The organism is Bacillus cereus group sp. BfR-BA-01381 (assembly GCF_022663555.1).
GTDB classification, from domain to species: Bacteria; Bacillota; Bacilli; order Bacillales; family Bacillaceae_G; genus Bacillus_A; species Bacillus_A pacificus.
This window is the reverse complement of sequence record NZ_JAKUFR010000115.1, coordinates 1-12,347: the sequence shown is the minus strand read 5'-3', so window position 1 is coordinate 12,347 and position 12,347 is coordinate 1. Positions and strand designations below refer to the sequence as shown.

Sequence of the window (12,347 nt, the reverse complement as noted above, 5' to 3'; positions counted from 1 at the left end):
ATTTCATCAAAGGCAATGTCCCCTTTTCTTTTGTCTTCCCCTTTAGTATAACAAATAAAGGTTATTCAGGTAAAAATGGGAATCGTTATATTTTTTTACTACTTAATACAACTCCGCTCACTACATATAAGATAGATGCAATATAAAAAATCGTGCCGATCGTAAAGAAATCTACTAAATATCCTGTTGCAATAATTGCTACTGCTCCTCCAATCGATGTCCACACATGATATTTTCCAATCTCATAACCAGCATTTTCTTGTACAACTTTTCGTGCTAACGAAGTCTTCTCCGTATTACGCTGCACAGCCCCTAAAATACCCATTAAAATTTGAAGAATGTATACATGCCATACTTCTGTTGCAATAGGAAAACAAAGCATTAACATTGCCATGGACCAAGCGTATATAATTAATAACTTTCTATCACCTACTCTATCAGAGATTCTTCCAACTAACGGATATACTAGGGCTGAAGTTAAGGCAAATAAGCCATATGCCCAGCCAAACTGTGAGAAGCTATTTCCAACATTCCGAAGCAATAGAATGTAAAAAGGAAATACCATACTTCCAGCCATCATAATAATGCTTTGTGAAGCTACAAATCTTCTATATGTCATTTCGTATACTCCCTATAAAATAAATTCACAAATCTCTCTTTTGGATCCGCTTCTTTTTTCTTCTGAAGAAATTCTTCTATACGAGGATATGCTCTCTTTAACTGCTCTTTCGTTGGATAAGAATAATACGGTAAATAATAACTACCGTTATGCTTTAACGTAACATCAATCATCTTCTGAATAACATTTTCTGTTTTCTTTATCTCATGTTCAGAACGCCCTTGATTAATTAAAAGAACCAGTGCAAACATATCATCTTTCGCATAGGATAAAACTGCATTTTCATTCTTTTCCACGTAACGAATCGTAATATTGAGCAAATTAAACTCTTCCTCATTTAATACGTTACGTAAATCATCTACGTATTCCGTGAAAGAATCTATAGGCACAAAATATTCTTGCAACACCTCTGTCCTATTCGGATTTTCATATTCCATAAAGGCACTATCTGACCTCATAACATTATTTCGCGTCTCATACTTTCCATCTGTACGTTCAAAATAACTTCTTTGTATATCCCAAAACGTATCTTTTCCCCAATCACTATAGCGTGATAATCCGAGTAAAAATTTAGGCGCTGCTATAATAGTTTCTTCTTTTAATTCACTATACTCCTCCCTCATATTTTGGTTTTGTGCCAATGTATAATCTGTCACATACATTTCTCTTAAAAATGAATTTGGAGCAACAGAAATACGAGCTAAGTGCATACGAACATTTTCATCTTTTTTCACTTTCTCTTTGAAATAAGACGTGTATTCTTTATAATCTAGCATTTTCGTGTGCGTTTCATATAATTCATCATTTGTTAACTTTAAGGTCACATCTAAAATGACACCAAATAACCCGTAACCGCCAATGACATAAGGAAATAAATCCGCATTCTCTTCTCTACTTACATTACGCACCGTACCATCCGCCATTAGCAATCTAAACGACTCTACTGTATCAATCAATGCTTCATGACGAATATCACGACCATGTACATTTACACTTAATGAACCACCAACTGTAAAAATATTTTGCGACTGCATCACCTGAACAGCAAGACCATATGGATTTACTTTCTTCTGAAGATCATTCCACGTGGCACCACTTTGAACTGTAATACGCTTCTTCTCTGGATCAAATTCTAATATTTTATTATACCCTTTCATATCAAGCATCGTCCCATGCGGATAATATGTCTGCCCGCCCTGACTATGTTGCATACCAGCAATAGAAATTTTCTCCCCAGAAACATTTGCATCTTGCACTAATTTTATTAACGAGTGCTCATCCTTACCACTTTCAACGCGTTTTATTTTTGTCGGGAGTAACTTTCCTACATCGCTCATAATCGGATGATTTAATTGCTCCTTATATGTATTTACAGATGTCACAAGCAACACTGTATAAGCCATCATAACCACCGCTATCTTTCTTTTTTTCAAATGACACTCTCCTCTTCTACATCTTTTCCTCTTCATATTGTACCTATTTTCCTATGAATAAAGAATATAAAAAAGAGGGACCTTATTTTAGGTCCCTCCTCATCAAAACTGTTACTTTGCTGCTGGCAATTGTATTGGATCAAACTTTTCATACGACGTATATTTTGCGTTCGTAATAATGTGTGCTTTATCCTTGCCATTACTACTCATAATCATGTCTATCTTTGCTGATTCATATTTAAAATCTTTTGTAATGATATATTCTGCATCCACTTCTTCTATCTTCGCATTTTGTGCTTGTAACATTTTCTTCTGCGTTTCATCCATGTTAGTTAACATACTTTCTGTTTCTTGCCCTTTTAATGTAAATTTCAGTTTATATTTATCTCCGCTTTTCTCCATCTTCATTTTATCTAAAACTACTTCCGGTACTTCTAACTTATCTATAATATCTTGAGTTGCTTTCATTCCACCAGCGTTTAATTGCTCCTCTGGTACGGTTATAACTTCTCCTGTATTAGGGTTTTTTACCTCACCAGCAACTTTACCATCCACAGTATACACTACAACATCTGTACCGGAAATATTCATTTCAGAACGAGAATTCTTTGTCTTTGGCTCTAATTGCATCTTAGCCTTTAATATATCCATCTCTGTTCCCTCAGCTTTTACCCCTACACCATATGTCATCGTTACATGTTCTTCATTTTTAAAAGCTTCGTTCGTTTTCTTGAAAACATCCTTCGCCTTTAATTCCTTTTCTTTTTGAACTGATTCTTTTTTCGGCTCATCCGTCTTTGCTGTTTTCTCATTACTACACCCTACCCCTAGACTGATTGCAAGCACTAAACTTGAAATAAAAATAATTTTTTTCACACTGTCGCCCCCTTTCCCAAAATAATATCACCTCTTTTCCTATGAAATCTATATAATTTTTAATCTATATTCGCTATATAGCGACATGTTTAATGAAGACTTTAAATATGATATAAATAACAACAACTCATTTCAGGAGGTCATTATGAAAGCAATCATTTGCACAAAGTATGGGCCACCTAACGTTCTTCAGCTTCAAAATATAGAGAAACCTATACCTAAAAAGAACGAAGTATTAGTCAAGATTCACGCAACGAGCGTAACGACTGGAGATTGTAGAATACGTGGCTTTAATAGCCCTCTCTTATTTTGGATTCCTATGCGGATCATATTAGGTTTCAGAAAACCGAGAAACCCTATACTTGGTGTAGAATTAGCTGGAGAAATCGAGGAAATTGGAACAGATGTAACTCAATTTAAAAAAGGCGACCCAATTTTTGCATTAACAGAACTAAACCTCGGCGGTTATGCCGAGTACACATGCGTACATGAAAGTGGATTAATAGCATTAAAACCTACCAATATGACATATGAAGAAGCGGCAGTTATTCCTTTTGGTGGAACTTCAGCATTGCATTTCCTGAGAAAGGGCCGTATAAAAAAAGGGCAACAAGTACTCATATATGGTGCTTCAGGATCGGTAGGAACAGCTGCTGTACAACTTGCTAAATATTTCGGCACGACCGTTACGGCTGTTTGTAGTAATTCAAATTTTGAACTAGTTCAATCTTTAGGAGCTGATAAAGTAATTGATTATACGAAAGAAGATTTTACTAAGGGGTGCGAGCGCTACGATATTATATTTGATGCAGTTGGGAAGTATAAAAAATCCCTTTGTACAAATACATTAACACCCAATGGAAAATATGTATCTGTTAATGGAATGATGGCAAAGGTAAGTAAAGAGGATATGATTCTACTAAAAAAACTAACTGAAACAGAACATTTAAAACCTGTTATTGATAGAACTTACCGATTAGAAGAAATTGCTGAAGCTCATATGTATGTAGAAAAGGGACATAAAAAGGGGAACGTTTCGATTACCTTAAAATAAAATATATTCAGAAAATAACATTGACAATTCTTTTTGTAAGATTTACTATTAGTACCATATTAAAAAACTACATACACATACTCTTATCAAGAGTGGCGGAGGGACTGGCCCGATGATGCCCGGCAACCGAGCTTATAACGTATAAGCTAAGGTGCTAATTCCTGCAAAACGAGTTTTCGTTTTGGAAGATAAGAGAGGAATCTATTTTGTCTATTCGGCACCTCTCTTATTTTTGAGAGGTGCTTTTTATTTTGGAACGTATATTTAAGGGGGAATTATAGATGAAGAAAGTATTATTAAGCATTGTAAGTGGGGCTGTATTATTATTAAGCGCATGTAGCGGGAGTTCAGATAAAGAAGTAAAAGCGTTAGATGAGAAAAAGATTACTGTCGGTGTAACAGGAGGGCCGCATGAACAAATTTTTGAAAAGGTAAAAGAAGTAGCAGCGAAAGACGGTCTCGAAATCAATATAAAAGTATTTAATGATTATGTAGCACCGAACGTATCCCTCGATGAAAAAAGCCTTGATGTAAATAGCTATCAAACAAAATCATATTTAGACGTATTTAAAGCGGAACGTAATATGAAATTAACTGAAGTATTTTCAACAGTAACATTCCCTATGGGCGTATATTCTAAAGACATAAAAGATGTAAAAGACTTAAAAGAGGGCGATGCGATTGCTGTACCGAATGACCCAACGAATGAACTTCGAGCTTTAAAACTATTTGAAAAAGCAGGAGTTTTAAAAGTGGATCCAAAAGCTACAGAAAAAGCGACTGCGAAAGATGTAATTGAAAATCCAAAAAATTTAAAGATTGTTGAATTAGAGGCATCTCAATTACCAACACAACTAAGTGAAGTAAAAGCAGCTGCAATTAATACAAACTTTGCATTAGGTGCAAAATTAAGCCCTGCGAAAGATTCTATCTTCCGTGAGGGAAAAGATTCACCATATGTAAACTGGGTCGTTGTTCGTACTGAAAATAAAGATGATGCTGTTGTAAATAAATTAAAGAAAGCTTATCAATCTAAAGAAGTAAAAGAATTTATCGAGAAAAAATTTGATGGTTCTGTTTTACCGTCTTGGTAGGAGCTGACGATAATGATTGAATTAAAAAATGTATCCAAAGTATTTACAACAAAAAAGGGGAATGTGGAAGCTCTTAAGTCTACTTCCCTTCAAGTAAAAAAGGGTGAAGTATTTGGAATCATTGGATATAGTGGCGCTGGCAAAAGTACGTTAATTCGATGTGTAAATTTATTAGAAAAACCAACGACAGGAAATATCATTGTAAACGGCCAAGACTTAACAACTTTATCAGCAAAGGAACTAGCAAAAGCGAGACAAAAAATCGGGATGATTTTTCAAGGATTCAATTTACTTAAAACTGTTACCGTTTATGAAAATATCGCATTACCGTTACGTCTTGCTGGCATTCCAAAAGTAGAAATTGAAAAAAGAGTAGAAAAGTATTTACGCATTGTCGATCTTTTTACTCGAAAGGATGCCTATCCAAGTGAACTTTCTGGTGGCCAGAAACAACGTGTTGCCATTGCACGTGCACTATCACATGAACCTGAAGTGTTATTAAGCGACGAAGCAACGAGTGCTTTAGATCCAGAAACAACTGATTCTATTCTTGACCTCTTATTAAAGATTAATGAAGAAATCGGGATCACAATTTTATTAATTACACATGAAATGAACGTTATCCAGCGTATATGTGACCGGGTTGCTGTTATGGAACATGGATCAGTAATCGAAAGTGGGACTGTGAAAGATATTTTTACAAACCCACAACATGTAACAACGAAGAAATTTGTAAATAGTGCATTTGCAGCAAAAATTCCAGAAGACGTACAAAAAGAACTTCAAACTACTGGTGAAATTGTAACTCTTTCTTTTATAGGAAATTCTTCAGGAGAACCAGCATTAGCTATCGCTACAAAACGTTTCCAAGTGTATCCGAATATTTTATCTGGTAATATTACTCAATTAAAACATGAAGCATACGGGAAACTTGTCATTCATATGCAAGGGGAACAAAATGAAATCAACCGTGCTTTATCATTTTTACAAGAACAAGGAATCATCGTAGAAGGAGGTAGAACAGACCATGGAAAACAAGTCCTTTTTGGATGAATGGGGTAAAGTTATATGGGAGGCGACAATACAAACCTTTCAAATGACATCTATTTCATTACTCATCTCGATCCTTATTGCGCTACCACTTGGTGTCACACTTGTTTTAACGAGACCTGGTGGACAGCGAGAAAACAAAATCATTTATCCAATTCTTAATACAATTATTAATATCATTCGCTCTCTTCCATTTATCATTCTATTATTCTTCATTCTACCTTTTACAAAATTTCTAATGGGAACATCCATTGGTGTGCAAGGTGTTATCGTACCGCTTGTCGTCTTCACTGCTCCCTATATCGCAAGATTGATGGAGACCGCATTATTAGAAGTCGATCGTGGTGTGATTGAAGCTTACCAAGCGATGGGCGTTTCTACTATAAAAATTATTTGGCACGTCATGGTGAAAGAAGCTCGTCCCTCCCTTGTACTTGGATTAACAATTGCAACGATTGGCTTAATCGGCGCAACAGCAATGGCTGGTCTTGTAGGTGCTGGTGGGCTAGGGGACTTAGCATATCGCTTCGGACATTTACGCTATGAACCTGAAGTAATGTATGCAACTGTCTTTATTTTAATTATCCTCGTACAAGGATTACAGTCTTTAGGGAATGGTGTTGCACGAAGATTGAAGAAAGATTAAAAAAGAAGGTATCTCACCAGTGTGAGATACCTTCTTTTTATCTTTTAAATCCACCTTCTGAATGAATAACTTGTCCCGTAATCCACTCTGCTTCTTCGCTTACTAAAAACTTAATGAGTCTTGCTGCATCCTTTGGTTCACCAATTCTGCCAAAAGGAAACATTGGCTTTAATCCTTGCTTTATCTCTTCAGTCATCCAGCCTGTATCGGTTGGACCTGGGTTAATTGCATTCACTGTTATTCCTAAATGAGCTACCTCGGCTGACAACGAACTAGTAAGAGCATCAATAGCTCCCTTCGTTGTTGCATACGCCAGTTCTCCAATCATAGGCCCTTGAAATTGCCCCGAAGTCATATTCACAATTCTACCACCAGATTTCTTATCAAACCCTCGAGCAAATTGACTACTTAACAATGTAGTCGCACGAACATTGACCATGTAGTGCTTATCTAATTCTTCAGCAGTCAAATTAGAGAAGTCATTATTCGTAGAATACGCTGCATTATTAATTAATATATGAGGGTAGCCTAGTTGTTCAGTAACTTTATTTATAAGCTCTTTCGGCGCATCATTCTGAGTTAAATCTAACTCCATGCTCGATACTTTCACACCGTTTTTTAGTAACTCTTCTTTTAATTGTATTTGTTCACTTTGATCAACGCCCCAAGGCATCTCTTTATCATACTCTGTCCAATACGTAAAAAATATATCGTATCCTGCTTCAGCTAATTCTTTACAAATTGCTGCGCCTATACCATCTAGACGACTTACACCTGTAACGACTGCTACTTTATGTTTTAATTGATTCATCATATACTCCTCCAATTTTAAAGGACGCATATTTTATATAAGAGATATGAATTTCCCCACATAGGTATCTATCCTTACAAAGGGGATGCACAAGCCGAATATGCAGTCCTTGCATGATTTACAGATAGCTAAATAAACCCTCACTTACGAGAGAAAAATTTATCTATCTAGTTTCTAATCATTACAAGCTCATCCACATATTGAGTCCTTGTCTCCTTTCCATATATCTCTATTTCTATCATAACAATATGATGTAATATTTCAAATGATAAAAAATAAAAACTAATACTCCATTCCAAACTTTTATCAAATTTATTATATTATAATATTTAAATAATGGAAATAATTAGAAAAAACACTGGCAAATATTTACTAACCTTCTTATAATAAAACGTGGGGCTAATGTGAGAGTTTAGTTTTAAACAAATAGGGGGAAGAAACATGTCAAAAAAATTACTTTCTTTATTTTCTGCAATAATCGTAGCAGCTTTTGTAATAACCGGCTGTGGTCAAAGCGATACGACAAATAAAGAACAAAAAGAGAATGCAACAAAAGAAAGCAAAACGGATACAACGAAAGAAAGTAAATCTGCTGAAAAAAAATCCGAAGATAAAAAAACTGAAGATAAAAAGCCTGAAAATACAGCTACTGGCTCAAACGACTACTCTAAGCTGATTTCCTATATGGAAAAAGAAACAGGCGGTAAAACAAAAGTTCTTTTTGAAAATAAGGAACCACAAGTCCATAAAGCTGAAGATGTTTCAGTATCAATGAATAGTTATACATTAGTTGAATTAAATGGATTCCATACAGACTTTAACATTCCATTTAACCGTCAAACGGAGGGCGGAGTTATTCTTGTGAACTATAGCGTAAAAAATAGTTCAGCTAAAGATATTTATTATATGCCAGCATTGGACATGTCATTTACTGGTGCGCAGAAAGTATATAGTAACTATAAAGACTTAATTCCAAAAGAAGATCAGCTACCAACTAAGCTTGCTCCAACGAATGATTACTTAGTAAAAGCAGGAGAAACTATTTCTGGTTATATCGCGTATCCATTCGGAAAAGATGATCTAGAAAAAATTTCAAGTCTCTCAACAGTCTCAGTCACAGTCCCAACTGCACAAGCTAATAAAGGAAAATTCGATGCTCCAATTGGAAGCCCTGGAAGCTTTTCATTGAGTTTAAACAAACAAGGTGCTGAAAAGGTTGCAACAGATAAAACTTTCTACCAAGATAAAGCTACGGCTAATAACATGGGCGATAAAAAAATGTTAAAAGAGAAATCAAGTATTAATAACAGCCAAGAATTAGGTGCTGTTCATGTTACATTAGACGGATACCAATTTACTCAATTCACACCAAATTCCGTCGAAGCACCACGCTTTGCAAATTTCAAAAATGGTATTGTTCTATTAACAGTGAAATTCAAGCTTGATAACAAAGATACTCAAGACGTTTCACTATCTCCTATAAGCTCTACATTGAGAGTGAATGATGGTACACAATATACGATTAATGAAGGTATGCTACTAAATTACGACTATAACGCTGCAGTCAAAACGGGAACATCTGGAGAGTTACTGCAAGTATTTATTTTAGACCAAGAGCAGTATGAAAAGATTTGGAAAGACAAAAGCTTTGAAATTGAGTTAGGACCTATGAGAAATAAAGAAGCTAAAGATATTTCACAAGGTAAAAAAGCTAAATTTACATTACCTAAATAAATTACTAAATATATAATAGAAAAGGCATATAACATATGATTGTTATATGCCTTTTCTATTTGTATCAAGAACAAAACTTTCATTTAAGTGTATACATTTATGATTACCTATCCGTTGTATAAGTGTAGGGAGGAAAAGTGATGGGAAAAGAAAATATATTAACCTCCTATCTTATTCATTTAGGGGAGGAAGTGTTCAAACTATTACTAGCGAAAGGAGCTATCAAAGAAGATGCAGAAGACATCATCCAAAATACTTTCTATAAAGTATACACATTGCTAGATAGCTTAACCGAGGATAACATACGTCCATGGTTTTTCAGAGTTGCATTAAATGAATACATTGACTTGAAAAGGAAAAAGGAGCAACAGAACATCTATTTAACTGAAGAGATTTATTCAAAATTACAATATACAGACCGGGAATTGGATACTGTTTTAAATAAAGATGAGATTTTCTATCTATTAAAAGATATAAAACTAGAATACAAAGAAGCCTTCTTTTTAAAGTATTATTACGATTTTACATACGAAGAAATCGCACTAATACTAGATATTCGAGTAAACAGCGTCAAACAAAAGTTACATCGCGCACGTAAAACAATTCATTCTACAGTAGGAGGAAAACCTTAATGGATACTTCTTTAAAAGATGCATTAAAAAAAGCTAAAAGGAAACAGTTACTTAAAATCATCATTACTTCTATTATCGTTGTCATCATACTTATCCCTATCATTTATAAGGTGGGCAATTACTTCGCAGCCAAAAGTTCTACGAAACTTCACGAACAACTATTTTTACATAATGCAATTGCAGAACCAAATGTACAAATTGATTCTCAAGTAACGAGTAATTCATCTATGTTTGGCGGCAATATTATATCAAATCGTTCCAAAAATATTAATGGTTATATCGTCCCATGGAACACATTAACAAGCTCCTATGGTTGGATCCGTATCAATATTGATTCCAATGAATTAACGCCTGGTTTTTATTGGTCTAGGTCCAATACAGAGTTTTATGAGTATGATAAACAAACAAAGAATAAATTTGCAACATTTTATAATCCTGCTATTAAGGACTATTTTGATGATGTCCAAAATGAATTAGGAGAAGTTTCACAAATGAACAACTATGTTGCCGAAGTTGCTATCTCTTTCAATCAGCCCTACACACTACAAGAAATTAAAGAAAAAATTCCAGACAACTTAAACATTGTATGGTTATATATGACCTCACCAATTGGAGATGAAAGCAAAGGACCTGCTGGTATGCCCGTTTACGGATTCAATCCAGACAATTCTCCTAAAGAAGCGTACAAAGAGTTCGTTGATTCACTTAAACAATACGATGACGATGGATATCACGAAGATATCCAAAAGTTTTTAAAATCAAACAAGGGCAAACCATTCGATCAAGTGAAAATTTTAGGTGTTATGCTAACAGGAAAAACGGAAAACTTTAAGGCATTAGAAAATCAAGAATTTATTCGTGGTGCTTCTGTAGGGGTTACTGCACCAATTGTTCCTTATATAAAACCAGAGAAATAATAAATGAGAGACCAAATATATTATGGTCTCTCATTTTAAATAAACCTCTCTCAAATAAATCACGATTCTCAAAACAACCCACTTCAGCTTACAATGAACCTGTAGTATTATCCTTCAATTCTTTTTGTCTTAAGTGCTCTCTTATCTCTTTTGAGGTTTCTTTCAAATCCATATGTTCATTCAAAAATAAGTTATGTATTTACTTCATTACATAAGTTCACGATTTGTTTTATACTCTCCCGTTTCACACTCTAATTTATGTGAATTAGTACTTATAAATACAATGTCATGTAGACAGCACTTTAAATATATTCCACCATAGTTATTTCTTAAAAACCCCTCTTCACTTATCTTATTTATAAATAAACAGTGATTTTTTATTTTCTAAAAAAGCGAGTTATAAATAAAGTTATTCCAACAACTAATAATACAAATACAGATTTTTTTACATTACCTTCCTCAACTCTCTTGATTTGAGATTCCCTAGAATTATTCAATTCATTCTCATCAACGATTTTTAATTCATCATTATGCTCATTAAAACAGCCTTGATGCTCCAATTTCCCATCCAACTCCAAAGAGAATTTTTTAGTATTTGTTGCTGTAAGCTTTTCATATATAAGATTAAAAATAACAGAAAAAAATATTAACTGTAACATAAAACTAATTATCATTTCAAATAAAACAATAACCCTTAAATATCCTTTTGGTGTAACATCACCGTATGAACCACCAAAAAATGTAGTCCCACTAAAATAAATATAATCAAGTACATAACTTAAATTATTGTTAGTTCCCCTTGAAAGATACGTATTAGTTTGAACAACATCATCTAAAATTAGTTCATTAGTAATAAAATTGTACTTGTTTATATGGATATTGGACGGATTATCAAAACACATATAAATATTGGAAAAATAATAAATAACAACAATACAAATACCTACAATGAGTTGAATTAACACTATATTAGACACGTCGTTCTTATACTTTAATATAAATTTCAATAAGTATACCGCAATATACACAGCAAATATTGATAGCATTATAAGAAATAAAATCATTAGATAAAAATCAATAAACTTCATTATACCTATCGTTGATATTAAAAACATTAACGATACAAATACATAATATAAATATATTCCACTTGGCTTTCTTTTCATTACATATAATTTACTTATTATTATAATAGAATTAACAACTATAATGAATATTATTAACCAATATAATCCTTCTATATGTAAATCCCCTGATTTTGATATACTCTCGCTGGAATAGTTTACAGCCCATAATCCTACTTTTTTATTATTAGCATCGTTTTGCGCACTTATTAAATTTAAATCTATGACACTACCATGTAAGTTAGCTGATGTTACAACATATCCATTGGTTAACAAGAATTCATTTATACTTACTCTTTTATCTTCAGTTAAATACACCAAATATGTATTATGTTGAACTTCTTCTAAAAAAACTTC

General features: G+C 33.7%; 13 protein-coding genes and 1 riboswitch. Of the genes, 7 read left to right on the top strand and 6 right to left on the bottom strand.

Annotation, left to right across the window (positions count from 1 at the left end):
- Positions 1 to 85 precede the first annotated feature (85 nt).
- The 3 genes from MR079_RS25340 to MR079_RS25330 all read right to left on the bottom strand — a co-directional run bounded on the left by MR079_RS25340 (position 86) and on the right by MR079_RS25330 (position 2,928).
- A complete protein-coding gene (locus MR079_RS25340; protein ID WP_139869598.1) occupies positions 86 to 619 on the bottom strand; it encodes an MFS transporter in 534 nt (177 codons plus the stop codon).
- A complete protein-coding gene (locus tag MR079_RS25335) occupies positions 616 to 2,052 on the bottom strand; it encodes an FAD-binding oxidoreductase (protein ID WP_242294855.1) in 1,437 nt (478 codons plus the stop codon). Before MR079_RS25335 ends, MR079_RS25340 begins: the two co-directional genes overlap by 4 nt.
- A gap of 111 nt (positions 2,053 to 2,163) precedes the next feature.
- Positions 2,164 to 2,928: a DUF6612 family protein gene (locus MR079_RS25330; RefSeq protein ID WP_139869596.1), complete on the bottom strand. Its 765-nt coding sequence runs from the start codon at positions 2,926 to 2,928 to the stop codon at positions 2,164 to 2,166.
- Positions 2,929 to 3,073: 145 nt separating this feature from the next.
- On the opposite strand from MR079_RS25330, the gene MR079_RS25325 reads away from it, so the two are divergent.
- The 4 genes from MR079_RS25325 to MR079_RS25310 all read left to right on the top strand — a co-directional run bounded on the left by MR079_RS25325 (position 3,074) and on the right by MR079_RS25310 (position 6,772).
- Complete coding sequence (locus MR079_RS25325) at positions 3,074 to 3,982, top strand: NAD(P)-dependent alcohol dehydrogenase (RefSeq protein ID WP_139869595.1); 909 nt, start codon at positions 3,074 to 3,076, stop codon at positions 3,980 to 3,982.
- Between the two features lie 80 nt (positions 3,983 to 4,062).
- A riboswitch (SAM riboswitch) is annotated at positions 4,063 to 4,177 on the top strand.
- A gap of 86 nt (positions 4,178 to 4,263) precedes the next feature.
- Positions 4,264 to 5,076, top strand: coding sequence for a MetQ/NlpA family ABC transporter substrate-binding protein (locus MR079_RS25320; protein ID WP_242294854.1), 813 nt, complete (start codon positions 4,264 to 4,266; stop codon positions 5,074 to 5,076).
- Between the two features lie 12 nt (positions 5,077 to 5,088).
- Positions 5,089 to 6,129 carry a methionine ABC transporter ATP-binding protein gene (locus tag MR079_RS25315; protein WP_242294853.1) on the top strand — a complete coding sequence of 347 codons (1,041 nt, stop codon included), beginning with the start codon at positions 5,089 to 5,091 and terminating at the stop codon, positions 6,127 to 6,129.
- Positions 6,104 to 6,772 (top strand): methionine ABC transporter permease, encoded by a 669-nt coding sequence (locus MR079_RS25310; RefSeq protein ID WP_016716259.1) that lies wholly within the window; start codon positions 6,104 to 6,106, stop codon positions 6,770 to 6,772. Before MR079_RS25315 ends, MR079_RS25310 begins: the two co-directional genes overlap by 26 nt.
- A 37-nt stretch (positions 6,773 to 6,809) precedes the next feature.
- Here MR079_RS25310 and MR079_RS25305 read toward each other — a convergent pair whose 3' ends face one another.
- The gene (locus MR079_RS25305; RefSeq protein ID WP_139869592.1) at positions 6,810 to 7,586 is read right to left on the bottom strand and encodes an SDR family oxidoreductase; all 777 of its coding nucleotides are present in this window, start codon (positions 7,584 to 7,586) and stop codon (positions 6,810 to 6,812) included.
- A gap of 438 nt (positions 7,587 to 8,024) precedes the next feature.
- Here MR079_RS25305 and MR079_RS25300 point away from each other — a divergent pair, with 438 nt between their 5' ends.
- The 3 genes from MR079_RS25300 to MR079_RS25290 all read left to right on the top strand — a co-directional run bounded on the left by MR079_RS25300 (position 8,025) and on the right by MR079_RS25290 (position 10,866).
- Complete coding sequence (locus MR079_RS25300) at positions 8,025 to 9,317, top strand: DUF5068 domain-containing protein (protein WP_242294852.1); 1,293 nt, start codon at positions 8,025 to 8,027, stop codon at positions 9,315 to 9,317.
- 140 nt (positions 9,318 to 9,457) lie between these two features.
- Positions 9,458 to 9,949, top strand: a complete 492-nt coding sequence (locus MR079_RS25295; protein WP_062821963.1) for an RNA polymerase sigma factor — start codon at positions 9,458 to 9,460, stop codon at positions 9,947 to 9,949.
- Positions 9,949 to 10,866 (top strand): sigma factor regulator N-terminal domain-containing protein, encoded by a 918-nt coding sequence (locus tag MR079_RS25290; protein ID WP_044790567.1) that lies wholly within the window; start codon positions 9,949 to 9,951, stop codon positions 10,864 to 10,866. The genes MR079_RS25295 and MR079_RS25290 overlap by 1 nt, the downstream gene beginning before the upstream one ends.
- An 88-nt stretch (positions 10,867 to 10,954) precedes the next feature.
- On the opposite strand, the gene MR079_RS25285 is transcribed toward MR079_RS25290, so the two are convergent.
- Entirely contained in the window at positions 10,955 to 11,038 is an 84-nt protein-coding gene (locus MR079_RS25285) for a DUF6366 family protein (RefSeq protein WP_242294856.1), read from the bottom strand.
- 205 nt (positions 11,039 to 11,243) lie between these two features.
- The coding region (locus MR079_RS25280) for a potassium channel family protein (protein WP_242294851.1) at positions 11,244 to 12,347 on the bottom strand (1,104 nt) is incomplete at its 5' end.

Excerpts from the sequence above, each read along its gene's own strand:
- MR079_RS25340 (WP_139869598.1), bottom strand. The coding sequence starts at position 619 with ATGACATATAGAAGATTTGTAGCTTCACAAAGCATTATTATGATGGCT.
- MR079_RS25325 (WP_139869595.1), top strand. The coding sequence starts at position 3,074 with ATGAAAGCAATCATTTGCACAAAGTATGGGCCACCTAACGTTCTTCAG.
- MR079_RS25320 (WP_242294854.1), top strand. The coding sequence starts at position 4,264 with ATGAAGAAAGTATTATTAAGCATTGTAAGTGGGGCTGTATTATTATTA.
- MR079_RS25315 (WP_242294853.1), top strand. The coding sequence starts at position 5,089 with ATGATTGAATTAAAAAATGTATCCAAAGTATTTACAACAAAAAAGGGG.
- MR079_RS25310 (WP_016716259.1), top strand. The coding sequence starts at position 6,104 with ATGGAAAACAAGTCCTTTTTGGATGAATGGGGTAAAGTTATATGGGAG.
- MR079_RS25305 (WP_139869592.1), bottom strand. The coding sequence starts at position 7,586 with ATGATGAATCAATTAAAACATAAAGTAGCAGTCGTTACAGGTGTAAGT.
- MR079_RS25300 (WP_242294852.1), top strand. The coding sequence starts at position 8,025 with ATGTCAAAAAAATTACTTTCTTTATTTTCTGCAATAATCGTAGCAGCT.
- MR079_RS25295 (WP_062821963.1), top strand. The coding sequence starts at position 9,458 with ATGGGAAAAGAAAATATATTAACCTCCTATCTTATTCATTTAGGGGAG.
- MR079_RS25290 (WP_044790567.1), top strand. The coding sequence starts at position 9,949 with ATGGATACTTCTTTAAAAGATGCATTAAAAAAAGCTAAAAGGAAACAG.
- MR079_RS25285 (WP_242294856.1), bottom strand. The coding sequence starts at position 11,038 with ATGGATTTGAAAGAAACCTCAAAAGAGATAAGAGAGCACTTAAGACAA.